Genomic DNA, 24,067 nt, shown 5'->3' with positions numbered 1-24,067 from the left:
GGGGGGGCCCGGGGGCGGGGGGGGGGCCGCCCTGCGGGGCCGCCCCCCCCCCCCCGCGGGGGGCCCCCCCGGCCGGGGGGCGCGGCCCGCCCGGGCCCCCCCCCCCCCCCCCCGGGGGGGGGGGGGGCCCGTCTCCGTTGCGCGGATCAGCGAACGCCGTGATCACGTACCGCCGTGCTCACCGGCCGCCGTGGGTCCCGCTCATGTTCTGGTACAGCGCCTCGGCGTCCCGGCCCAGCTGCGGGCCCGCGAGCCAGGTGTTGTCGGTCGGGCCGATCGAGGTGTTCGACACCAGCACGGTCTCGCCGTTCACCACCCGGAACCAGCCGCCGCCGGACGAACCACCGGTCATGGTGCAGCCGATGCGGTGCATCGTGGGCAGATCGGAGGCGAGCGAGAACCGGCCCGGAGTGTCCAGGCACTTGAACATCCGCAGCCCGTTGTAGGGCGGCGCCGCCGGGTACCCCCAGGCGCCCGTCCGACCCGCCCCGTCCGCGGACGGGGCCGAGAAGTCCACGTCCAGGGCGGTACCGACCGTCTCCTCCAGGGACTTGTCCCCCTGCTCCGGCTTCACGTGCAGGACGGCGTAGTCGTACGGTGCTCCGGCGCCACCGGTCTGCGCGCCGCCCTCGATCCAGCCGGTGGAGGTCGAGGCCCAGTCCGCCCACCAGTTGCCGTACGGGGCGATCTCCGAGGCGTCCGTGTTGCTCAGCTCCGCCTCGGACCTGCCCAGGTCGTTGTACGCGGGGACGAAGACGATGTTGCGGTACCAGCCGCCGTCGCCGCCCGCGTGCACGCAGTGACCGGCGGTCCAGACGAGGTTGGACCTGCCCGGGCGGTTCACGTCCTTGACGACCGTGCCGGAGCAGACGCTCGAGCCCTCGGGGGAGTCGAAGAAGACCTTGCCGACCGGGGCCGCGTTCTCGTGGTACGGCGTCTGCTCGGCCTGCGCCTCGACCGGCCCCGGCTCCGGGTCGCTGACGCCCCGGGCGGCGGTCGCGTCCTTGGTCGAGAGGGTCTTGTCGGCCTCCTCGGCGGAACGCATCCGCTCCGGTTTCCACAGGCCCCCGATCACCGGGTTGACGTAGTCCTCGGCCTCGCTGAGCCACTTGTCCTTGTCCCAGTCCCGCCAGCCACCGGCCTTCCACCGGTCGACATCGATCCCGTGTTCCTCGAGCCTGTCCACGAGGTCGGCCGGGACCCGGGCCTTGCCGGTCTCGCCGTCCGCGGCCTGCGAGGTGCCGGGACCGGGCTTCTTCGGGCCGGCCTTGTCGTCGGTGGAACCGCCGCACGCGGTCGCGGTGAGCGCCAGGGCGGCGAGGAGCCCGGCGGCGGCGAGGGTTCTGCGACGGCCCCGCCGGCGCGGGGCGGACGTACGGATGGAGCGCATGGTGCGGTGACCCCCCGGTGCTACGAACGAATGTCCTGCTGCTGGGTACGGATGCCGCACGGGCGGGCCGGCGGATGCGTGCCGCCGGTGCCGCCCGTGCGTGCGCCGTTACCGAAATGCCGTTCCCGCCCGGGCGGGGCCCGTGGGAACGGAACCGCCGCCGCCGGAGCGGCCGACGGTCACTGACCGGCGAACTTGTCGCTGACCGCCTCGTACACGCCCTTGGCCTCGTCCCCCAGCCGCGGGCCGGCGAGCCAGCCCGACGTCACCGGGCCGATGGAGGTGTTGGACACCAGCGCCGGCTTGCCGTCGGAGCCCTCCGCGACCCAGCCGCCACCGGACGAACCAGCGGTCATGCTGCACCCGATGCGGTACATCGTCGGGTCGGAGGCGCTCAGCGAGAGCCGGCCCGGCCGGTCCTCACAGCTGAACAGCTTCTGGCCGTCGTACGGTGCGCCGGCCGGGTAGCCGGTCGCGGTCACGCTCTCCACGTCCGGCACGGCGGGAGCCTTGAAGTCCACCGGCAGCGCCGAACCGACCTTCTCCTCCAGCGACTTGCCGTCACCGCCCTTCTCCGGCGTCACATGGATGACGGCGTAGTCGTGCGAGGCGCCGTCACCGCCGGTCGCACCGCCCTGCTCGATCCACTGGTCGGAGGTCTGCGCCCAGTCGCCCCACCAGACGCCGTACGGGGCGACCTCGTCCTGGGCGGCGCCTTCGAGTTCGCTGCTCGGCCTGCCCGCGTCGTTGTACGACGGAACGAAGATGATGTTGCGGTACCAGCCGCCCTTCTTGCCGGCGTGCACACAGTGTCCGGCCGTCCACACCATGTTGGACTTGCCCGGGTTGGCGGGGTCCTGCACCACGGTCGCGGAGCACACCATCGTGCCCTCGGGGGAGTCGAAGAACACCTTGCCCGCCGTGGGGGCGTTGTCGTGGTACGACGGCGGCACGGCCTGCGCCTGCACCGGCTCCGGCGTCGGGTCCGTCACGCCCTGGTCACCGGAGATGTCGCTCTCGTCGACCTCCGGGTCCGGCTGCTCGGCGTCCCGCATGCGGTCCGGGTCCCACAGGTCCTCGATGATCGGGTTGACGTAGTCGTTGGCCTCGCGCAGCCAGTCGTCCTTGTCCCAGTTCTTCCAGTCGCCGTTCCGCCACTTGTCGATGTCGATCCCGTGCTCCTTGAGCCGGTCCGCGATGTCACTCGGGATCCGGATCTTGCCGTCCCCGGCCGCGGCGGTCGCGGAGGATTCGGCGCCCGCCGTGTCGTCCCCCGAACCGCAGGCGGTGACGGTGAGTGCGAGTACCGAGGCGAGCGCGACGGCGGTCAGCGCGGGGGAGGTTCCGCGGCGCGCCCTTCCGCCTCGGCGAGTGGTGGACGACGGCCGTATGGATCGCATGAACTGACTCCCCCTGATGTGGACGAACTTGGTGCTCCGGCCGTGCTCACGCCCTGGACTCGAACGGAGTCCGGACCCCTCGCACGACCACCGGGAACGGCACCACACACTATGCGTTCGCCGCGGGGGACAACCGACGGAACGGCAACGGTTTCGCTACGAGCTTTCTGACCTGGACCTTCTCAAAAGGCCCATGGATGTGACGCCTTCGCGCGGTGGTCCCGTCGAGGAGCCGGGCACACGGGAACGTCCACTCGTTCCCCTGGCCCTCTTTGCGGGCCGGGCACGCCAATCAGCCGTATCCGGCCGGGAATCGGACCGCGGACCGTGGATCCATTGACCCTCGGCGGGACAGAACGCTTTCATCACTTGAGCCCTCGCCGGAGTCCACGCGTGCGTCTGCCGGGCGTGGACGGGCGCGAGGTGTGCGGGACGGCCGGTGCCGTCCGCAGCCGATGGGGGAGCCACCCGATGAGACCTTCTTCGAGACCTTGTTTCCGACTTTCCGTGCACATCGCCCTGACCGCCGTCCTGGCGGCCGCGGTCGCTGGTGCCGCCGGGCCCGCGGGGGCGGCGAGCGGCGACCCGGCCCCGCGCACCGAGCGGATCAGTGTGGCCCCCGACGGTACCGGCGGCAACAGCCACTCGGTGGAACCGGTGGTCAGCGCCGACGGGCGCGTCGTGGCCTTCGCGTCGGGTGCGACCAACCTGGTGGCCGGTGGCACGGACGGGACGTACAGCGTCTTCTACCGCACGGCCCCCGGCGCGCCACTGCAGCGTGTGGTGGTGCCGGGCGAGACGACGTCCACGCCCCAGGTGTCCGGGTCGGGGAGCCACCTGACCTTCACCTCGTACTCGGCCACGACCGGGAAGTCCTCCGTGCATGTCATGGACCTGCGCACCGGGTCCGTCGAGCGTCTGGCTCCCGTGCTGGACGAGGACTACGAGGTGTCGTACGGCATCGCCCCGGTCAGTGCGAATGGACGCCATGTCGCCTTCGTCGCACGGCCCGCCGCCGGTGAGAACGGCGCGTTCGACTGCCGGGTCATGCTCCTGGACCGCTGGACGGAGCAGGTGCGGAGGGTCAGCCGGCCCTCGGACGGTTCGAAGAACTTCCACCGGTGCACGCAGATCTCGATGAGCGCCGACGGCCGCAAGGTCGCCTATCTGGAGGGATATTCCGGGCCGGCCGACGACGACCAGGGCGACATCCTGGTGTACGACCGGGTGACCGGTAGGACCGTGCAGGCCGATGCCTCGCACGACGGTGCCCCCGCCGACGGGTCGTCGATCGCTCCGGTACTCAGCGCCGACGGCACCCGGGTCGGCTTCAACTCACAGGCGACCGATCTGGTCCCGGAGGCCGATCCGAACGACGGCTGGAACGCCTTCGTCCGCGATCTGCGCACCGGCGAGCTCCGCCGCCACGACGGCCGCACCCCCACGGATCTCACCCTGGTCTCGGACCTGTCGGTGGACGGCTCGAAACTGCTCCTGAACACCGCGGACGCGAACCGCAGGACGACGGGGCTGATCCTGCGCGATCTGCGCACCGGCCACGAGGAACTGCTGGCACCGGGACAGGACGGCGAGCCCGTCACCGTGGGCAGAGCGGCACTGAGTGCGGACGAGTCGACTGCCGTCTTCGACTCCTACTACCCGGGCCTGGTGCCCGACGACACGAATCTGATCGGAGATGTGTTCGTACGCACCTTGCGCTGAGGTACCGGGCACCGCGCGTCGAACCACGGCACCCGTGCGCTCAGCCGCCGGGTGCCCTGCGCGGAGCCGCTGGGCCGGCTGAGCCGCGGGGCGCGGTCGGCGGGCCCTCAGGACCTCCGTCGAGGTCTCGGCCCTTGCGGTCGGCGCACGATTGTCGGTGCCGGGCCGTAGGGTGGTCGCGCTATGACGAAGCCCTCACTCCCTGAACTCCTGCACGCTGCCGTCACCGCCGTCGGCGGCACGGAGCGCCCCGGCCAGGTGACCATGGCCGAAGCCGTCGCCGGAGCGATCGACGACGCCTCCCACCTGCTGGTCCAGGCCGGCACCGGCACCGGAAAGTCGCTCGGCTATCTGGTGCCCGCGCTCGCTCAGGGGGAGAGGGTCGTCGTGGCGACGGCCACGCTGGCCCTGCAGCGCCAGCTCGTCGAGCGCGACCTTCCGCGCACGGTGGAGGCGCTGCATCCGCTCCTGCGCCGCCGCCCGGAGTTCGCGATGCTCAAGGGCCGGTCGAACTACGTCTGCCTGCACCGGCTCCACGAAGGCGTACCGCAGGACGAGGAGGAGGGCCTCTTCGACCAGTTCGAGGCGGCCGCCCCCACCAGCAAGCTGGGGCAGGACCTGCTGCGCCTGCGCGACTGGGCGGACGAGACGGAGACCGGCGACCGGGACGACCTCACCCCGGGTGTCTCCGACCGGGCCTGGTCCCAGGTGTCGGTGTCGTCGCGGGAGTGCCTGGGCGCCACGAAGTGTGCCTACGGCGCGGAGTGCTTCGCGGAGATGGCCCGCGAGCGCGCCAAGCTCGCCGAGGTCGTCGTCACCAACCACGCGCTCCTGGCGATCGACGCGATCGAGGGCGCTCCGGTGCTGCCGCAGCACGAGGTGCTGATCGTCGACGAGGCCCACGAACTGGTCTCCCGGGTCACCGGAGTCGCCACGGGGGAGCTCACCCCCGGCCAGGTCAACCGCGCGGTGCGCCGTGCCGCGAAGCTCGCCGACGAGAAGGCGGCCGACCAGCTCCAGACCGCGGCCGAAGGCTTCGAACGCCTGATGGAGCTGGCCCTTCCGGGCCGTCTCGAGGAAATCCCGGAGGACCTCGGGTACGCGCTGATGGCGCTGCGGGACGCCTGCCGGACCGTCATCTCCGCCATCGGGAACACCCGCGACAAGTCCGTCCAGGACGAGGACGCGGTCCGCAAACAGGCGCTGGCCTCGGTGGAGAGCGTGCACGACGTGGCGGAGCGCATCACCAACGGCTCCGAATGGGATGTCGTCTGGTACGAGCGCCATGAGCCCCGCGGCGGAGCCGCATACCGGCACAGCGGCGCCTCGCTGCGCGTCGCCCCCATGTCGGTCTCGGGCCTCCTGCGGGAGAAGCTCTTCTCCGACCGCTCGGTGGTCCTGACCTCCGCGACCCTGAAGCTGGGCGGCGACTTCAACGGCGTGGGCGCCTCCCTGGGCCTCGGCCCCGAGGGCACCGAGGGGGACGACCTTCCGCAGTGGAAGGGCGTCGACGTGGGCTCTCCGTTCGACTACCCCAGACAGGGGATCCTCTACGTCGCCAAGCATCTGGCGCGCCCGGCCCGCGACGGCGACCGCGCGGACATGCTCGACGAACTCACCGAGCTGATCCAGGCCGCGGGCGGCCGCACCCTGGGCCTGTTCTCCTCGATGCGGGCCGCGCAGCTCGCTGCCGAGGAACTGCGTTCCCGCATCCCGGAGTTCCCGATCCTCCTCCAGGGCGAGGAGACCCTCGGCGAGCTGATCAAGAACTTCGCCGCCGACCCGAAGACCTGTCTCTTCGGCACCCTGTCGCTCTGGCAGGGCGTCGACGTCCCCGGCCCCAGCTGCCAGCTGGTCGTCATGGACAAGATCCCGTTCCCACGCCCGGACGACCCGTTGATGAGCGCCCGGCAGAAGGCCGTGGAGGACGCGGGCGGGAACGGCTTCATGGCGGTCGCCGCCACCCACGCCGCGCTGCTCATGGCGCAGGGCGCCGGCCGTCTCGTCCGGGCCACGGGCGACCGCGGCGTGGTCGCCGTCCTGGACCAGCGACTGGCGACGGCGCGCTACGGCAGCTATCTGAAGGCCTCGCTGCCCGACTTCTGGTTCACCACGGACCGGAACCAGGTGAGGAAGTCGCTGGCCGCGATCGACGCGGCGGCCAGGCAGGCCGAGGGCGAAGCGGACTGAGGGCGAAGCCGGCCGAGGTCGAGGAGCAGGCCCCGGCGCGGGCGGAGCGCGCGCCGGGACCGGCACGGGCCTGAAGGTCCGTGCCGGTCCGTATCGGTCCGTGATCCGACGGCACAGGGCGGAACGGCGCAGGGCGGGACAGCACAGGGCCCCGGAACCGGCGCAGGGGTTCCGGGGCCCGGACCAGGGGCGGAGGACCGGACCGGCCGGTCCCCGCGGCGGACTCAGACGCGGCGCAGAACGGCCACCACCTTGCCCAGAATGGTCGCGTCGTCGCCGGGGATCGGCTCGTAGGCCGCGTTGTGCGGGAGGAGCCAGATGTGGCCGTCCTCGCGCTTGAAGCGCTTGACGGTGGCTTCGCCGTCGAGCATCGCGGCGACGATGTCGCCGTTCTCGGCGACGGGCTGGCGCCGGACCGTGACCCAGTCGCCGTCACAGATCGCGGCCTCGATCATGGAGTCGCCGACGACCTTCAGGACGAACAGCTCACCGTCGCCGACGAGCTGACGGGGGAGGGGGAAGACGTCCTCGACCGACTCCTCGGCGAGGATGGGGCCGCCGGCGGCGATACGGCCGACCAGCGGCACGTACGACGCGGCCGGCTTGCCCGCGGTGTCCGTGGGCTGCGCGGAGGAGGCCTGGTCGGAGCCGCGCACCTCGTACGCGCGGGGGCGGTGCGGGTCGCGGCGCAGGAAGCCCTTGCGCTCCAGCGCCATCAACTGGTGTGCCACCGAGGATGTGCTGGAGAGGCCGACCGCCTGGCCGATCTCGCGCATCGACGGCGGGTACCCGCGTCGCTGCACCGAATCCCTGATGACCTCGATCACCCGACGCTGGCGGTCGGTGAGTCCCGAGCTGTCCGCCCGGATGCCGGGAGGTCGGCCCGGCAAGGAGCGCTTTTGGCCCTCGGGATGCGCGGCTTCGCTCATCGCATGCACCGGCTCGAGCCGGCCCTGGGAGCGGTCCTGGGCAGTGATGCTGGCGCTGTCTGCGGTGGTGGTCACGTCGGCCCCTCTCGATGGTCTCCCTGCAGGACAACGGTAGTAGCTTTCGAAAGGTTGCGCCAAACACACGTTCGAGTGAAAAAACGCGAATTACCTTCTGTGATTGCCCGGAGAGGTGTATTGGCCGCAATTCTCCCTATCGGGCAAAGGTGCCCATTCCCATATTCTTCACCGTCGAGGCGGCGGCCGCCCGGACGTGGGTCAGTCTGTCATTCGCTGCTCCGTGGCGCGGGGGACGGCCCGGCTCTCCCCGGGTCTCTTCGGGAGTCGCACGCGGCCTCCTCCCGGCGCGCACGACATCTCCCCATGCGTGACATCTCCCCGTGCGCGGGGCGGACCCGGCCCGCCCGGGGGCTGCCGGATCGGTGGCCGCCGGCTCCGCGCGAGGTTCCCCGCACGGTCTCGCGGCGGGTTTCACGCGGCTCTTCCGGGGCAGGCGCGGGACTCCGTGAGCCCGTACTGTCGCGTCGCGTGAGCGCACCGTGAGGAGGGCCGGGCGGGAGCCTCCGGTACCGGTTCGAGCGACACGCGTGCTGGAGTGTATGAATGAGCCAATCACCACATCTAGTGGTTGGATTGCACCAGCTGCCCAGAAGTTGTGGTCCCGCGGTTCTGAGGCCTCCGGAGATCGCTTATGCTGGAGCAGCTTCACGGGGCCGAACAGGCCTCTTGAGGCCATGGAGTCTGCTGCGAGGGAGGGTTGGGATTTCATGCACTGCCCCTTCTGCAGGCACCCCGACAGCCGTGTCGTCGACAGTCGTACGACCGACGACGGCACGTCGATCCGCAGGCGTCGTCAGTGCCCCGACTGCTCCCGTCGTTTCACGACCGTGGAGACGTGCTCGCTCATGGTGGTCAAGCGCTCCGGCGTCACCGAGCCGTTCAGCCGTACCAAGGTCATCAACGGTGTGCGCAAGGCGTGCCAGGGACGTCCGGTCACCGAGGACGCGCTCGCGCAGCTCGGCCAACGCGTCGAGGAAGCGGTGCGGGCCACCGGGAGCGCCGAACTGACCACCCATGACGTGGGGCTGGCCATCCTCGGCCCATTGCAGGAACTCGACCTCGTCGCCTATCTGCGGTTCGCGTCCGTCTACCGGGCGTTCGAGTCGCTCGAGGACTTCGAGGCCGCGATCACGGAACTCAGGCAGGTGGAGCACCCCGCCGCGGACGACGGAGACCCTGAGAGGGCTGTCGCGGGGAACCGGGAAGGCGACAGCGGGCCCGACGGGACCGTCCAGGTCCCGGAGCCCACCCGGCCCACCGGCTGACCGGCGGGCCCTGCCCGGTCCTGCGGCCGGGAGCGGCCGGACTGCGGCGACGAAAAGACCTGTTGCGGGCGATGCGAGTGGGCGCCCGCAGCATCAGACAAACACCGTGCCACGGGAACATCGAGGCACTTCAGGGCGTTTTGCCCGTACCAGGGAGGCGGCATGACAGAGACGGCGAGCGGTCCGACACGGAGTTCCCGGGCCAAGGGCAGCGGCAAGGCCGGCAAGGGGCTGCGAGTCGAGCGCATCCACACCTCTCCCGGAGTCCACCCCTACGACGAGGTGGCCTGGGAGCGTCGGGACGTCGTCATGACCAACTGGCGCGACGGCTCGGTCAACTTCGAGCAGCGTGGCGTCGAGTTCCCCGACTTCTGGTCGGTGAACGCGGTCAACATCGTCACCAGCAAGTACTTCCGGGGTGCCGTGGGCACCCCGCAGCGCGAGACCAGTCTCAAGCAGCTGATCGACCGCATCGTGAAGACGTACCGGAAGGCCGGCGAGGACCACAAGTACTTCGCCTCCCCCGCCGACGCCGAGATCTTCGAGCACGAGCTGGCCTACGCCCTCCTGCACCAGATCTTCAGCTTCAACAGCCCCGTCTGGTTCAACGTCGGCACGCCCCAGCCGCAGCAGGTCTCCGCCTGCTTCATCCTGTCCGTCGACGACTCCATGGAGTCGATCCTCGACTGGTACAAGGAAGAGGGCATGATCTTCAAGGGCGGCTCCGGTGCCGGCCTGAACCTCTCCCGCATCCGCTCCTCCAAGGAACTGCTGTCCTCCGGCGGAAACGCCTCCGGCCCGGTCTCCTTCATGCGCGGCGCCGACGCCTCCGCCGGCACGATCAAGTCGGGCGGCGCCACCCGGCGTGCCGCCAAGATGGTCATCCTCGACGTCGACCACCCCGACATCGAGGACTTCATCCAGACCAAGGTCAAGGAGGAGGAGAAGATCCGCGCCCTGCGCGACGCGGGCTTCGACATGGACCTGGGCGGCGACGACATCACGTCCGTCCAGTACCAGAACGCCAACAACTCGGTCCGCGTGAACGACACGTTCATGCAGGCGGTCCGGGACGGCGGCAAGTTCGGCCTGACGTCCCGCATGACCGGCGAGGTCATCGAGGAGGTCGAGGCCAAGGCGCTCTTCCGCAAGATGGCCGAGGCCGCCTGGGCCTGCGCCGACCCGGGCATCCAGTACGACGACACCATCAACAACTGGCACACCTGCCCGGAGTCCGGCCGCATCAACGGCTCGAACCCCTGCAGCGAGTACATGCACCTGGACAACACGTCCTGCAACCTCGCGTCGCTGAACCTGATGAAGTTCCTCGAGGACGACAGCAAGGGCCACCAGTCCTTCGACGTCGAGCGTTTCTCGAAGGTCGTCGAGCTGGTCATCACCGCGATGGACATCTCCATCTGCTTCGCGGACTTCCCGACCCAGAAGATCGGCGAGAACACCCGCGCCTTCCGCCAGCTCGGCATCGGCTACGCCAACCTCGGCGCCCTGCTGATGGCCACCGGTCACGCCTACGACTCCGACGGCGGCCGCGCCCTGGCCGGCGCCATCACCTCCCTGATGACCGGCACGTCGTACAAGCGCTCCGCCGAACTGGCCGCGATCGTCGGCCCGTACGACGGCTACGCCCGCAACGCGAAGCCGCACCTGCGGGTCATGAAGCAGCACTCCGACGAGAACGCCAAGGCCGTCCGCATGGACGACCTGGACACGCCGATCTGGGCTGCCGCCACCGAGGCCTGGCAGGACGTGCTGAGCCTCGGCGAGAAGAACGGTTTCCGTAACTCCCAGGCGTCCGTCATCGCCCCGACCGGCACCATCGGTCTCGCGATGTCCTGCGACACCACCGGCCTCGAGCCCGACCTCGCCCTGGTCAAGTTCAAGAAGCTGGTCGGCGGCGGCTCGATGCAGATCGTCAACGGCACCGTCCCGCAGGCCCTGCGCCGCCTGGGTTACCAGGAGGAGCAGATCGAGGCGGTCGTCGCCCACATCGCCGAGCACGGCAACGTGATCGACGCCCCCGGCCTCAAGCACGAGCACTACGAGGTCTTCGACTGCGCCATGGGCGAGCGCTCCATCTCCGCGATGGGCCACGTCCGCATGATGGCCGCGATCCAGCCGTGGATCTCCGGTGCCCTCTCCAAGACGGTCAACCTGCCGGAGTCGGCGACCGTCGAGGACGTCGAGGAGGTCTACTTCGAGGCCTGGAAGATGGGCGTCAAGGCGCTCGCCATCTACCGCGACAACTGCAAGGTCGGCCAGCCCCTCTCCGCCAAGACCAAGGCGAAGGAGAAGGCCGAGATCACCGAGAAGACCGAGGACACGATCCGTGCCGCGGTCGAGAAGGTGGTCGAGTACCGCCCGGTCCGCAAGCGTCTGCCGAAGGGGCGTCCCGGCATCACCACGTCCTTCACCGTCGGCGGCGCCGAGGGTTACATGACCGCCAATTCCTACCCGGACGACGGTCTCGGCGAGGTCTTCCTGAAGATGTCCAAGCAGGGCTCGACCCTCGCGGGCATGATGGACGCCTTCTCCATCGCGGTCTCCGTCGGCCTCCAGTACGGCGTCCCGCTGGAGACGTACGTCTCGAAGTTCACCAACATGCGCTTCGAGCCGGCCGGTATGACGGACGACCCGGACGTGCGGATGGCGCAGTCCATCGTCGACTACATCTTCCGTCGCCTGGCGCTGGACTTCCTGCCCTTCGAGACGCGCTCCGCGCTCGGCATCCACTCCGCCGACGAGCGTCAGCGCCACCTCGAGACCGGTTCCTACGAGCCGACCGACGACGAGCTCGACGTCGAGGGTCTCGCCCAGTCCGCGCCGCGGGCCCAGGAGCTGAAGGCGGTCGCCGCGCCGAAGGCCGAGGCGGAGGCGGCCAAGCCCGCCCCGCAGCAGGCCCACACCAGCGCCGAACTGGTCGAGATGCAGCTGGGCATCCAGGCCGACGCCCCGCTCTGCTTCTCCTGCGGGACGAAGATGCAGCGCGCCGGCTCCTGCTACATCTGCGAGGGCTGCGGCTCGACCAGCGGCTGCAGCTGAAACCGGGCGGAATTGCGTCTGATGCAACATTGAGCATCTGCTGCTGAGGACGCTGATCTGCACATGAGAGAGGGCGCCGACCATCGGTCGGCGCCCTCTCCGGCGTCTCGGATCTGCGGAGATCGGGGTGTGACCGGGAGGCGCGTTCAAGGGGCAACGGGATGATCTTGAAGCCCTGAGTTCCCGGCTCGTCACCCGTGCGGCGCAGTGTCGTTGGTGGCGATGTTGACCATCGTCTGGGGCCTGGGGTGGGTTGTGGCTTCGATCGAGCCGACCGCGTATCCGCGGTTCAAGCGGCTGATCACCGCGCATGAGCTGCGTCTGTTCTTCTCACCGGCGCGGGACGAGCCGGAGTGGGCGGCCGGTGCCACCGATGGTGATGAGCACCTGCTCGCCCCGGCGTTCCGTCAGGAGGGCAGGACCGAGCTGCATCTGAGCCACGTCTCCTCGCTGACGGGCCTGCGGCATCTCACCATGCTCACCACCCTCTCCCTCGACTGGTGCCAGAAGGCAACGGACTTCACCGAGGTCGGCGAACCCACCGGTCTTACCGACCTCAGTATCACTGGCCACGAGGGCATCGAGGACCTCACCCCGATCGGCCGGCTCGCCCAGCTCACCCGCCTCAGTCTGAGCGGGTGCCGAGCGGTCGAGGACACCGAGCCGCTGCTGAACCTCAGCCGCCTCCGTGAGCTGAACCTGTTCGATGCCAACGTGCGCTCCGCCCACGGTTTCAGCCAGGCGTTCCCCGTCCTGGAATCCATGAATCTCCGCTACTGCCAGTCCTTTAACGGAACCTGGTGCTTCACGACGTCAGGCACCCCCGCCCCCATAGGGGCCGAGCTCAGGGACCGTGGCGTGACCGTCGCCCTCCGCCACCGACTCCGCACGACCCGCTGCGCCCAACCCTGCACCGCACCCCTCCTACCTGGCCGATCCCGGCCTCAGGAGACCCTTATGACCGACGAAATACCGGACGAGCCGAACAGGCTGGACCAGTTCCGTGGGAAGGCCCTCGCGCATGGCATCCCCTCGGACGACGTCGAGCGATGGCTGGACACCGCGCGTCCGTGCGCGATCCTGGAGTTGAAGCCCGGCGACGGGCCGGTCGTGGGCCGGCTCAGGGGCGGCGGACGGCTCCCATGGTGCGGGTGAAGGCCGACGGGTCGCCCTGGAAGCCCTGGACGCCGGGGTGGAACTCCCAGGCTCCGGTGCCGTCCCGGGTGAACTCGGCGACTGTGGCCGCCGTGGCCCCCAGAACGCCCCCGAAGTCGTCCTCGGCCAGGACGGTGTACCCCTCGCGGATGCGCAGGCCGGGGTGTCCCACGCCGGCGAAGGTGCGCGGCTCCCGGTGCTGCTGTACGACGACCCCCACCACCACGCGCGTGTACCGCGCGTCGAGCCGGTTCAGTTCCAGCGTCATGACCTCGTCGAAGCCGAAGCCCTTGCCGTCCTTGCTGTCCCGGTTGAGGATGATCGTGCCGTCGGGGGAGCGGCTGTCGAAGTGCACCACGTAAGAGGGATCGCCGTGCGGATCGCTTGCCGGGTAGGGCGCGGCGACGAGATCCAGGTCGGTGGCCGGCTGCCCCGCAGGACTCGGGTCCCACCTCAGCGCGATCTCGACCTTGCCGATGCCCTTGTTGACGCCGTTCACCAGTCTTCCCCTTCCCCGGACGACCGTCCTGCCCTTCAGTCCAACTGCCGGGCGGACCTGGCAGGTTGTCCATCCTGTCATGCCGGGCCGGGCGAGTGCGGCGAAGCAGTCCCACCAGGGGTGACCGGGCCGTGCTCCGCGGCCTTACGATGGCGCGGTGCTGGTCAAGTGGATTCGCTGCACCGTGGTGGACCGCCGCGGGTTCGAACGGGGACAGCGAAAGTGGGCGGGGCTTCTGGGAGAGCCGGGATTTCGTGGACAGGGCGGGGGCTGGAGCCGGGGACGGCAGGATGTGGCGCACATCTTCTCCTTCTGGGAGAGCCGAGCCTTCTACGATTCCTTCATGGCGCGGTCCCACGACCGGCTCGCCTCCGCGCAGTCGGGCACCTTCAAGGACGCCCAGGTCAGGCTGTTCGACCACCGCTTCGACGTGAAGACCGGCTTCGAACCGCGCTTCACGGACGTCGACCTGCTGAGAGTGGCACTGTGCCGTGTCCACGAGGAGCGGGCGGAGCATTTCGTGCTGATGCACGAGAAGGTCTGGAACCCGGCGATGGCGGGTTCACCCGGCATGGTCCGGGGGCTGTTCGGTGAAGCCCCCGGCAATGAGTTCCTGGTGCTGTCGATGTGGTGGTCGGCGGCCGAGCACGGCAAGTACCGCACCGAACGCGTGGAACGTCTCGCGCTGCGGGCGCAGACGGAGGCCGACATCGCGGCGCTCACGGGGGACATCGTGGACATGGAGCCGGTCTGGACGGTGTGACGTACCGGCGCACGGAACCGTCCCGCACCGCGGGAAGTGTGTGACCTGTGCCGTATGGGGCGCGTACGGGTGCTCGGTCGGCCGTCACCCGTTCTAGGGTTTCAGCATGGCACGACCACGGCGCATCGTCCTTGTCCGGCACGGTGAATCAACGGGCAATGTTGATGACTCCGTCTATGAGCGCGAACCCGATCACGCGTTGGCCCTGACCGAGCGGGGTCGGCGGCAGGCGGAAGAAACGGGCAAAAAGTTGCGCGACCTGTTCGGCCGGGAGCACGTCAGCGTGTACGTGTCCCCTTACCGCCGCACGCATCAGACGCTGAGTGCCTTCGGCCTCGACCCGGAGCTCATACGCGTGCGGGAGGAGCCGAGACTGCGCGAGCAGGACTGGGGCAACTGGCAGGACCTGAAGGACGTCCGTCTGCAGAAGGCGTACCGGGACGCGTACGGCCACTTCTTCTACCGCTTCGCCCAGGGCGAGTCCGGCGCCGATGTCTACGACCGGGTCGACGGCTTCCTGGAGAGCCTGTTCCGCAGCTTCGACGCCCCCGACCACCCGTCGAACGTCCTCATCGTGACGCACGGTCTCGCCATGCGGCTGTTCTGCATGCGGTGGTTCCACTGGACCGTCGCGGAGTTCGAATCCCTGTCGAACCCGGGCAACGCCGAGATGCGGGTACTCGTTCTGGGGGAGGACGGCAAGTACACGCTCGACCGGCCCTTCGAGCAGTGGCGGCAGCCGGAACCGTACGGGATCACCGGATAAGGTGGCAGGGCGATGACGACCGCTGACTCCACCCCCGCAGGGCGCCTGGACCGCGCCCTGGCCAGCCTGCGCGGACTGTCGGTGGGGGACGCGCTGGGCTCGCAGTTCTTCGTTCCGGTGAACTACCCGCTGCTCATGCGCCGTGAGCTGCCCCCGGGCTCCTGGCAGTGGACGGACGACACCGAGATGGCCTGCTCGGTCGTCGCCGTCCTCGCCGCCCACCGGCGGATCGACCAGGACGCCCTCGCACAGTCCTTCGCCCGGCACCACGACTTCGACCGGGGCTACGGGCCCGCGGTCGGCCGGCTGCTGCGGCTGGTCCGCGAAGGCGGCGACTGGCGCGAGCTCGCCGCAGGCCTCTTCAACGGCCAGGGGTCCTGGGGCAACGGTGCCGCGATGCGCATCGCGCCCCTGGGCGCCTGGTACGCGGACGATCCGGAGCAGGCGACCCACCAGGCCGAGATCTCGGCCTACCCCACCCACCAGCACCGCGAGGCCGTGGTCGGTGCGATGGCCGTCGCCGCGGCAGCCGCACTCGCCGCTGCCCCCGAGGGGCCGCCCGGTCCCGAAGCCCTGCTCGACGGGGTCGTCGCGCTGGTGCCCAGGAAGAGTGCGGTCGGCGCGGGGCTGCGGCGGGCCCGGGACATGCTCGACTACGCAGACACGGCCACCGTCGCCGCCGTACTGGGATGCGGACGGCGGACGACGGCCCACGACACCGTGCCCTTCGCGCTGTGGTCGGCCGCCCGAGCCCTGGGCGACTACGAACAGGCCTTCTGGACCACGGCTCAGGCGGGCGGGGACGTCGACACGACCTGCGCCATCGTGGGCGGGGTGGTCGCGGCGGGGAAGGCCGGGACACCGCCCGCCGGGTGGGTCGAGCGGGTCGAGGCGCTGCCGAGCTGGATGCAGGTGTAGTTCCAGCGGTCCGGCCGTGTCAGGACCGGTCCGCCAGGTGTGCGTGACGGGTCCGCTGCCGGCCGTCCCGGTACGGACGCGGATCCACAGGCTTTCGGAACTCTCCGTGCATGAGGGGAACTCTCCGTGACCGGTCGCCCGTTGTCGGGACATCAGCCGTGTGAGACATGAGGCCCGGGACGGGGCGACGGCTGGGCGATTCCCTGTCCCGCCGGAGGTGATCGTGGACGTGCAGCTCACCGCACTGCTCACTGTGCTGCTCGGCTCCGCGATCGCGGTCCTGGCGGACGTGGGGCGGCCCGGTGCCCTCCGGGCCGCCCCACCGGGGCCGGCAGAAGTGGCGCCGGGCCGCCCGGCCCGCGGCGCGCCCTCGTCAGCCGGCGCCCGGTCCGGCGGAGCCGGCGAGGGACTCGAGGTCGCTCTTGCGCACCCGGATCACCAACCAGGCGGTGGCCAGGGCGAGTACGGCCATGGCGGCGGCCGGTATGAAGGCCGTCGAGATGCCCTGCGCGAGCACTTCGTGTCCCCAGGGCTCGGGCAGTTGGTGGGTCCGGGCGAACTCCGCCTTCTGCTCCGGCGTCGCTTCGGCGAGGAAGGCCGGGAGCTGCTCCTTCGCCTCATTCCTGCCGGCCGTCCCGAACACCGTGGTGAGGAGTGCCAGTCCCACCGATCCGCCCACCTGCTGGGTCGCGTTGAGCAGTCCGGACGCCGCGCCGGCCTCGTGCTGGGCCACACCGGAAACCGCGGTGAGGGTCAGTGTCACGAAGTTCAGGCCCATGCCGAAGCCGAAGACGAGCATGGGACCGAGGATGCCGCCGACGTAGGAACTCTCGGAGGTGATCAGCGTCTGCCAGGCCAGACCGGCCGCCGCGAGCGCCGAGCCGACGAGCATGAACGGCTTGGGGCCGAAGACGGGCAGGAACCGCTGCGACAGGCCCGCCCCGAGTGCGATCACGACCGTCACCGGCAGGAAGGCCAGCCCGGCCTCGATCGGGGTGTACCCGAGCACGTTCTGCACGAAGAGAACGATGTAGAAGAACATGCCGAACATGGCGGCGGCCAGGCTGAGCATGATCACGTACGTGCCGGAGCGGTTGCGGTCGGCGAACATCCGCAGCGGGGTGATCGGTTCCCCGGCCCGCGACTCGATGACGGCGAAGGACATCAGCAGGACGACCGCGGCGACGAAGGAACCGATGGTCAGGTTGTCCCGCCAGCCCTCCTCCGCCGCCCGTATGAAGCCGTAGACGAGAGACGCCATGCCGGCCGTCGAGGTCACCGCGCCCGCTATGTCGAAACGGCCGGTGTGCCGCTCGGACTCGTTGATGTAGAGCGGGGCGAGTACGACGATCAGCAGGCCGATCGGCACATTGACGAAGAGCACCCACCGCCAGTCGAGCCACTCGGTGAGCATGCCGCCCGCCAGCAGGCCGATGGCGCCGCCGCCGGCGGAGACCGCGGCGAAGACGCCGAAGGCCCGGTTGCGCTCGGGGCCCTCGGGGAATGTGGTGGTGATCAGCGCCAGCGAGGTGGGCGAGGCGATCGCACCGCCCACGCCCTGCAGCACCCGCGCGGCGAGCAGCTGCCAGGGCTCCTGGGCGAAGCCGCCCAGGAGCGAGGCGAGGGTGAACAGCAGGATGCCGGTCATGAAGACGCGGCGGCGGCCGAGAATGTCGCCGGCCCTGCCGCCGAGGAGCAGCAGGCCGCCGAAGGTCAGCGTGTAGGCGCTGACCACCCAGGTGAGGTCGGTGGTGCTGAAGCCGAGAGCGTTCTGGATGTGCGGAAGCGCGATGTTCACAATCGTCGCGTCCAGTACCACCATGAGTTGGCAGGCCGCGATGACGGTGAGTGCGATGCCGGGATGTCCGCCCCGGCGGGCCGCCCCCGGCTTCCGGTCCTGGATCAATGGAGAGGTTGTCACTATGGATCCCCCACGAGTGTGTCAGTGAACGCTCGCGTTCACTGTTGAGCCCACGTTAGGAGTCGCCGACAGTGAACGCAAGCGTTCACTGAATGCGCAGTCGCCCGGTACGTCCCCCGTAGGTGCCGTGCGGTGCGCGCCCCATCCCCGAAATGCCCGCTTGCACTGCTCGTTGGAGAGAGTCAGATGGTTACTTCGAGCTGGGCGGACGCCCAGGCTCAGACGGCCGCTTCCCGTCGCCGCGGTGCCGTCCTGGAACGCGCGATCCTCGATGCCGCCCTGGAGCAGCTCAGTACGGTCGGCTGGAACGGCCTGACGATGGAGGGCGTAGCCGCCGGCGCCCAGACCGGAAAGGCCGCCGTCTACCGCCGCTGGCCCTCGAAGGAGGACCTGGTGGCGGACGCCCTGCGGGCCGGGCTGCCGCCCTTCGACGCGGTGCCGGACGTGGGGAACGTGCGCGGCGACCTGCTGACCCTGTGCCTGAGGGCGCGTGACGCGATGTTCTCCCGGCCGGGCCTCGCCCTGCGCTCGGTCATTCACGAATGCGATTCCAAGCAGACCGAGCGGTTCCATGCCGTGATCTTCGAAGGGGTCGTGGAGCCGACCATCAAGATGCTCCGAGAGGTGATCGAGCGTGGCATCGAGCGCGGAGAGGTGCGTGCGGACGCGGCGAACGGCTATGTCCTCGATGCCGTCCCGGCGATGATGATGTACCGGTCCAAGATGTGCGGAAGCGAATGGGCGGACGTCGATGTGGAGGAGATGATCGACCTGCTGATGGTTCCGCTGCTGCGGCCCGCAGGCTCCTGACCCGAGGCCGCCGGGACCCCGGCAACGCTCGGGGAACCTGGGTGTCGCGGGCTGTTCCGGGCGGCGTACGCTAAGGGCGCCATGCCGTACGAACCACCAACTCACGCTGTCGAGCGCTCCCTCCGCGCCACGACCGGGGCGAAGATCGTCGCAGGTGTCGACGAGGTGGGGCGCGGCGCCTGGGCCGGCCCCGTCACCGTCTGCGCGGCGGTCACCGGACTGCGCCGGCCTCCCGAGGGCCTCACCGACTCCAAGCTCCTCACCGTCAAGCGGCGGGACGCGCTCGACCGGACGCTGAGGGACTGGGTGACGTCGTACGCCCTGGGCCACGCGTCCCACGAGGAGATCGACCGACTGGGGATGACGGCCGCGCTGCGGCTGGCGGCGGTGCGCGCGCTCGAAGGGCTGCCGGTCCGGCCCGACGCGGTGATACTCGACGGCAAGCACGACTATCTCGGAGCGCCCTGGCGGGTCCGAACCGTGATCAAGGGTGACCAGTCGTGCGTGGCGGTCGCGGCGGCCTCCGTGATCGCCAAGGTGCACCGCGACAAAATGATGGCCGAACTGGGCGCCGGGCATGCAGACTTCGGTTTTGCGGACAATGCCGGGTACCCGTCACCCGTGCACAGGGCCGCGCTGGAGGTCCGGGGGCCCACCCCTTACCACCGGCTGTCGTGGGCGTATCTTGATGCGCTGCCCCAGTGGCGTCATCTCAAGAAGGTCCGCAGCTGGGCGGACGGAAGTGTTCCGGCGATCGAGGGTCAGCTCGGCTTCGATTTCTGACGGTTCCGTTCGCACTCACGTGCCACCCGGTGGCGCGAGTCATACCAATGTTTGATAAAAATCAGCCCATGCCTCTCATTCCCGAGGAGCCTCAGATTCACGAGAGTGCCCAGGGTCCCCGCGCCACTCCGGCCAGCAGCCGTACCGCGCCGACCCCCCGCCCCGTACCCGGTCCCCGCCCTGCGGCTCCGCCGCGCCCCGGTCGGCCCGGCCCGGTCCGGCCCGCGCCTCCGGCGCAACGTACGCCGCGTGATGCCACTGCGGCGGCCAAACCCGTCCCTTCGAAGCCGACCGCTCCCGCTGCGGCCGGCGCCCAGGTCCAGTTGATCCCGGCAACCGTCCAGGGGGCGCTCGACGCCGCCGAGGAAGCCGTGGACCTGCTGCTGGACTCGGGCCGTGCCCCGGGCGACGTGCTGGTGATCACCACCGGCGAGCCGCACCCGTGGGCCGCCCACGAACTCTCCTTCGGCGAGGCCTCCTACTGGTCCCTGCACGACGCCGCCGACGACGTCTTCTACGCGGACGCCGCTGTCGCGGCCCGTGCCGGAGCGCGCCCCGTCGTCGTGGTCGCCGTCAACGGAGGGTCCGAGTCGGTGTCCGCGTCGGCCCTGGCCGTGGCGCACAGCAAGGCCACCGCCCTGATGATCGTCTGCGGCGACCCGCAGCGGGTCAACTCGGTGATGGGCACGGGCGTCTGAGCCGACGTCATGGCGCCCGTCCGTACGGGCGCCATGTGGTCGCCGCTGCGCCGCGCGGGCAGCGGTGCCGGCGCGGGGCGGCAGGGCGCGCAGCTCGCAGGAGCGCGCGAGGCCGCCGACAGCCCCTGGTTCCGAGGGGCCCGTCGGCCCTCAGCGCGCTGCCGCGCGTCGCAGGACGTCGGACGCGACACCGCCGGTGCGCGGTATTCGCGGCGGCGCCTCGGCCGTGGCGAACGGCTCCGGCGCGGAGCCGGTGCTGGGCCGACGCCCACCGCGTCCTTCGCCGAGCACCTGCCAGCCGTCACGGGTCAGCGTGATGTACGCCCCGCAGCGCAGTCCGTGCAGCGTGCAGGCGTCCCGCAGCCCCCACATCCACGCGCCGTCCTCCTCCGTCCAGCGCGCGTCGCCGTCGCGGCAGTAGAGCAGGACAGCGGTACGGACCGGCGTGCGGCGCCGCAGGTCGTGCGGGACGACCCGGCGCAGCTGGGACAGCAGCGCGTTGCGGAACATCCAGCCGTCCGCCGGGGCGGGGCGACGGGTGAACGAAGCACTCGCCCGCACTCGCTCGTCCTGGTCGAGCACGGCGACGATCGCGGTCTCCGGCCCCGGATGGTGCCGGGCGTGCAGCCCGCTGACGACCTCACGCGGGTTGCGCAGCAGTGGGATTCCCGCGGCAGCCCACTCCGCGGGTTCGAGCAGACGAGTGGCGGAAGCGGCGGGCGTCGACAGCGATGCCGCCGAGGACGGAGCGAATCCGAAGGTCACGGTCCTCCCTTCGGCTACGCCCGAACTACGGGCGGGGTCGGATTCAGGGGAGCGCGCACGCAACGGAGCCCAACCTGGGCGGCGGACGAGCCGTGCGGGTGCGGACCTCAATTCTTCCTGTCGAACCTGGATGCGGCAACGAGCAATCGTGCGAGCCGACCGGTATCGGATGATTGAGAGTTATATCCCTGCCCGCTGTGCCCTACGGGCACACATGAAGCGCTCGACGACAGCAGTCCGTACGGGCCACGAGTGCCCGGTGTTCCAAGGGGCCCGGCGCCTGAAAGAGTGCGTGGGGGGCCCGGGCGGCGGTGCGCCGTCCACCGCAGGCGCCGGCCCGTCCCGGGGGCCGGGGTGGGGACGTCGAGACCCATGCCGCTCGCCGGAAGGACGGCGGGCCGCATGCGGCGCGGGGCACATGCGGCGCGGGGCACATGCGGCGCGGTGCGCCCCGACCACGGGGCCGAGGGCCTCGACATCCGAGGCCTTCCGGCGTCCTGCCTGCGCAAACGCCTCGAGCAGGAGCCGTCCGAAGGGCTCACGACGTTGCTCTTGGGGCTGGAGGGCTCGGGGGATCCGTACCTCGTCATGGAGCGGGATTGGCCGACTGTCCGAGCCGTGAGGTTGCATGGGGGCATGAACGATCTGGAGCTGCGTGCCGAAGCCGACGCCATCCTCGCCGAGCTGGTCGGTGATCCCGGGGGCACGGCACGGCTCCGGGAGGACCAGTGGCAGGCGGTGGCGGCCCTGGTGGTGGACCATCGCCGCGCCCTGGTGGTGCAGCGCACCGGATGGGGCAAGTCGGCGGTGTACTTCGTGGCCACCGCGCTGCTCCGGCGGCGTGGTTCCGGCCCCACGGTGATCGTTTCGCCGCTGCTGGCGTTGATGCGCAACCAGGTCGAGTCGGCAGCGCGGGCCGGCATCCAGGCGCGCACGATCAACTCGGCGAACCCCGAGGAGTGGGAGGCCATCCACGAGGAGGTCGAGCACGGAAAGGTCGACGTTCTCCTCGTAAGCCCGGAACGCCTCAACTCCGTCGACTTCCGCGAACGGATGCTGCCCCGGCTCGCGGCCACGACCGGCCTCCTGGTCGTCGACGAGGCCCACTGCATCTCCGACTGGGGCCACGACTTCCGCCCCGACTACCGCAGACTCCGCACGATGCTGCAGGAGCTCTCCCCGGGGGTCCCGGTGCTGGCCACCACGGCCACGGCCAACGCTCGCGTCACGGCGGACGTGGCCGACCAGCTGGGCACCGGAGCCGGCGAGGCCCTGGTGCTGCGCGGCACCCTGGAACGGGAAAGTCTGCGGCTCGGCGCGGTCCGGTTGCCGGACGCCGCCCACCGTCTGGCCTGGCTCGGCGAGCACCTGAACGAGCTGTCGGGCTCCGGGATCATCTACACGCTGACCGTCTCGGCCGCCGAGGAGGTCACCGCCTACCTGCGCGCGCGCGGCTTCGCCGTGGCCTCGTACACCGGCCGGACGGAGAACGCCGACCGTCAGCAGGCCGAAGCCGACCTGCTGGCGAACCGGGTGAAGGCCCTGGTGGCGACCTCCGCCCTCGGGATGGGCTTCGACAAGCCGGACCTGGGCTTCGTGGTCCATCTCGGCTCGCCGTCCTCACCCATCTCGTACTACCAGCAGGTGGGCCGTGCGGGCCGCGGTGTGGAGCACGCCGACGTGCTGCTGCTTCCCGGTAAGGAGGACGAGGCGATCTGGCGCTACTTCGCCGAGGTCGCCTTCCCGCCCGAGGCGCAGGTCCGCCAGACCCTCGCCGCCCTCGCCGACGCGGGGCGGCCGCTGTCCGTGCCCGCCCTGGAGGCGTTGGTGGACCTCCGGCGGACTCGCCTCGAGATGATGCTGAAGGTCCTGGACGTGGACGGCGCCGTGCGGCGTGTGAAGGGCGGGTGGACGTCCACCGGCGCCGACTGGGTCTACGACGCCGAGCGCTACGCCTGGGTCGCCCGCCAGCGTGCCGCCGAGCAGCAGGCCATGCGCGACTACGTCAGCACCTCCCAGTGCCGGATGGAGTTCCTGCGCCGCCAGCTGGACGACGAGAAGGCCGCCCCGTGCGGCCGCTGCGACAACTGCGCGGGAGCCTGGGCGGATCCCGGCGTCTCGCCCCAGGCATTGGCCGGTGCGGCCGGTGAACTGGAGCGTCCGGGGGTGGAGGTCGAACCGCGCCGCATGTGGCCCACCGGGATGCCCACCGTGGGCATCGACCTCAAGGGGCGCATTCCGGCGAAGGAGCAATGTTCCCCCGGGCGAGCCCTGGGCCGTCTCTCGGACATCGGCTGGGGCAACCGCCTGCGCCCGCTCCTGGCGGAGCAGGCGCCCGACGGTCCGGTTCCCGACGACGTCCTCCAAGCGGCGGTGGCAGTCCTCGCCGACTGGGCGCGGTCCCCGGGCGGGTGGGCGGTCACCGGCCCGGACGCATCGGCGCGGCCCGTGGGAGTCGTCGCCATGCCTTCCCTGAGCCGGCCCCGGCTCGTCGGCTCCCTTGCCGAACGGGTGGCCACCGTCGGGCGTCTCCCGTTCCTCGGCACCCTCGGCCACACCGGGCACCACGGGGCGCATCGGGCCCACAGGAGCAACTCGGCCCAGCGGCTCCAGACGCTGTCCGCCGCTTTCACCGTTCCCGAGGAACTGGCCGGCGCTCTGGCGGCCGCTCCGCACGGTCCGGTCCTGCTCGTGGACGACTACACCGATTCCGGCTGGACCCTCGCAGTGGCCGCCCGCCTGCTGCGCCAGGCGGGCGCGGAGCAGGTTCTCCCGCTGGTCCTCGCCGTGACGGCCTGAAGACGTGTGAGAAACCGGCTTCTGCCGCCGACGGTGCTGCCGCCCTGTCAGGGGGCCGGTCGCGTCGCCGCGGCTGCCGGGTCGTGGCCCGCGACCCGGAGGCGTCCCCGACGAACCGAGCGCGGGCGGCGACAGCGGCCGTCCGCGGACATTGTC

General features: G+C 70.6%; 18 protein-coding genes. 12 read left to right on the top strand and 6 right to left on the bottom strand.

The features are described 5' to 3' along the window. Window positions 1–178: 178 nt before the first annotated feature. Both ACIF80_RS24180 and ACIF80_RS24175 read right to left on the bottom strand, forming a co-directional pair. Window positions 179–1,390, bottom strand: coding sequence for a trypsin-like serine peptidase (locus tag ACIF80_RS24180; protein ID WP_399808144.1), 1,212 nt, complete (start codon window positions 1,388–1,390; stop codon window positions 179–181). Between the two features lie 179 nt (window positions 1,391–1,569). Continuing rightward, on the bottom strand, window positions 1,570–2,790 hold the full coding sequence (locus ACIF80_RS24175) for a trypsin-like serine peptidase (RefSeq protein ID WP_399808141.1): 1,221 nt from the start codon (window positions 2,788–2,790) through the stop codon (window positions 1,570–1,572). 507 nt (window positions 2,791–3,297) lie between these two features. On the opposite strand from ACIF80_RS24175, the gene ACIF80_RS24170 reads away from it, so the two are divergent. Both ACIF80_RS24170 and ACIF80_RS24165 read left to right on the top strand, forming a co-directional pair. Continuing rightward, window positions 3,298–4,512, top strand: coding sequence for a TolB family protein (locus ACIF80_RS24170; RefSeq protein WP_399808137.1), 1,215 nt, complete (start codon window positions 3,298–3,300; stop codon window positions 4,510–4,512). A 183-nt stretch (window positions 4,513–4,695) separates the two neighbouring features. Next, window positions 4,696–6,702, top strand: a complete 2,007-nt coding sequence (locus tag ACIF80_RS24165; RefSeq protein WP_399808135.1) for an ATP-dependent DNA helicase — start codon at window positions 4,696–4,698, stop codon at window positions 6,700–6,702. A 224-nt stretch (window positions 6,703–6,926) separates the two neighbouring features. On the opposite strand, the gene lexA is transcribed toward ACIF80_RS24165, so the two are convergent. Then, window positions 6,927–7,706, bottom strand: coding sequence for a transcriptional repressor LexA (lexA, locus tag ACIF80_RS24160; RefSeq protein ID WP_399808132.1), 780 nt, complete (start codon window positions 7,704–7,706; stop codon window positions 6,927–6,929). Window positions 7,707–8,416: 710 nt separating this feature from the next. Here lexA and nrdR point away from each other — a divergent pair. The 3 genes from nrdR (at window position 8,417) to ACIF80_RS24145 (ending at window position 13,189) form a co-directional block, all read left to right on the top strand. After that, entirely contained in the window at window positions 8,417–8,974 is a 558-nt protein-coding gene (gene nrdR / locus ACIF80_RS24155) for a transcriptional regulator NrdR (protein ID WP_399808130.1), read from the top strand. Window positions 8,975–9,136: 162 nt separating this feature from the next. Continuing rightward, window positions 9,137–12,034 carry a vitamin B12-dependent ribonucleotide reductase gene (locus tag ACIF80_RS24150; RefSeq protein ID WP_399808127.1) on the top strand — a complete coding sequence of 966 codons (2,898 nt, stop codon included), beginning with the start codon at window positions 9,137–9,139 and terminating at the stop codon, window positions 12,032–12,034. A gap of 255 nt (window positions 12,035–12,289) precedes the next feature. Further along, complete coding sequence (locus tag ACIF80_RS24145) at window positions 12,290–13,189, top strand: hypothetical protein (protein WP_399808125.1); 900 nt, start codon at window positions 12,290–12,292, stop codon at window positions 13,187–13,189. Here the strand turns inward: ACIF80_RS24145 and ACIF80_RS24140 are convergent. Further along, the gene (locus tag ACIF80_RS24140; protein ID WP_399808123.1) at window positions 13,155–13,688 is read right to left on the bottom strand and encodes a TerD family protein; all 534 of its coding nucleotides are present in this window, start codon (window positions 13,686–13,688) and stop codon (window positions 13,155–13,157) included. The genes ACIF80_RS24145 and ACIF80_RS24140 overlap by 35 nt on opposite strands. 157 nt (window positions 13,689–13,845) lie before the next feature. Between ACIF80_RS24140 and ACIF80_RS24135 the strand changes: the two genes are divergently transcribed. From ACIF80_RS24135 to ACIF80_RS24125, 3 genes are all read left to right on the top strand, one after another. Further along, window positions 13,846–14,451 (top strand): YdbC family protein, encoded by a 606-nt coding sequence (locus ACIF80_RS24135; protein WP_381364918.1) that lies wholly within the window; start codon window positions 13,846–13,848, stop codon window positions 14,449–14,451. A 106-nt stretch (window positions 14,452–14,557) separates the two neighbouring features. Beyond that, the gene (locus tag ACIF80_RS24130) at window positions 14,558–15,217 is read left to right on the top strand and encodes a histidine phosphatase family protein (protein ID WP_399808119.1); all 660 of its coding nucleotides are present in this window, start codon (window positions 14,558–14,560) and stop codon (window positions 15,215–15,217) included. Between the two features lie 12 nt (window positions 15,218–15,229). Then, on the top strand, window positions 15,230–16,135 hold the full coding sequence (locus ACIF80_RS24125) for an ADP-ribosylglycohydrolase family protein (RefSeq protein WP_399808116.1): 906 nt from the start codon (window positions 15,230–15,232) through the stop codon (window positions 16,133–16,135). Window positions 16,136–16,508: 373 nt separating this feature from the next. On the opposite strand, the gene ACIF80_RS24120 is transcribed toward ACIF80_RS24125, so the two are convergent. Beyond that, entirely contained in the window at window positions 16,509–18,056 is a 1,548-nt protein-coding gene (locus ACIF80_RS24120; protein WP_399808113.1) for an MFS transporter, read from the bottom strand. Window positions 18,057–18,242: 186 nt separating this feature from the next. On the opposite strand from ACIF80_RS24120, the gene ACIF80_RS24115 reads away from it, so the two are divergent. From ACIF80_RS24115 to ACIF80_RS24105, 3 genes are all read left to right on the top strand, one after another. Next, window positions 18,243–18,866 (top strand): TetR/AcrR family transcriptional regulator, encoded by a 624-nt coding sequence (locus ACIF80_RS24115; RefSeq protein WP_399808110.1) that lies wholly within the window; start codon window positions 18,243–18,245, stop codon window positions 18,864–18,866. Between the two features lie 81 nt (window positions 18,867–18,947). Further along, window positions 18,948–19,649, top strand: a complete 702-nt coding sequence (locus ACIF80_RS24110; protein WP_399808107.1) for a ribonuclease HII — start codon at window positions 18,948–18,950, stop codon at window positions 19,647–19,649. Between the two features lie 68 nt (window positions 19,650–19,717). Next, on the top strand, window positions 19,718–20,347 hold the full coding sequence (locus ACIF80_RS24105) for a hypothetical protein (RefSeq protein ID WP_399808104.1): 630 nt from the start codon (window positions 19,718–19,720) through the stop codon (window positions 20,345–20,347). A 150-nt stretch (window positions 20,348–20,497) separates the two neighbouring features. Here the strand turns inward: ACIF80_RS24105 and ACIF80_RS24100 are convergent, their stop codons facing one another. Next, window positions 20,498–21,112: a hypothetical protein gene (locus ACIF80_RS24100; protein ID WP_399808101.1), complete on the bottom strand. Its 615-nt coding sequence runs from the start codon at window positions 21,110–21,112 to the stop codon at window positions 20,498–20,500. 636 nt (window positions 21,113–21,748) lie between these two features. Between ACIF80_RS24100 and ACIF80_RS24095 the strand changes: the two genes are divergently transcribed. Further along, window positions 21,749–23,911 (top strand): RecQ family ATP-dependent DNA helicase, encoded by a 2,163-nt coding sequence (locus tag ACIF80_RS24095; RefSeq protein ID WP_399808098.1) that lies wholly within the window; start codon window positions 21,749–21,751, stop codon window positions 23,909–23,911. Window positions 23,912–24,067 lie beyond the last annotated feature (156 nt).

It is taken from the genome of Streptomyces sp. NPDC085927 (assembly GCF_044540975.1).
GTDB lineage: Bacteria > Actinomycetota > Actinomycetes > Streptomycetales > Streptomycetaceae > Streptomyces > Streptomyces hirsutus.
Note: the sequence above shows the minus strand (reverse complement) of the source record. Positions and strands in the feature narration are given on the sequence as shown.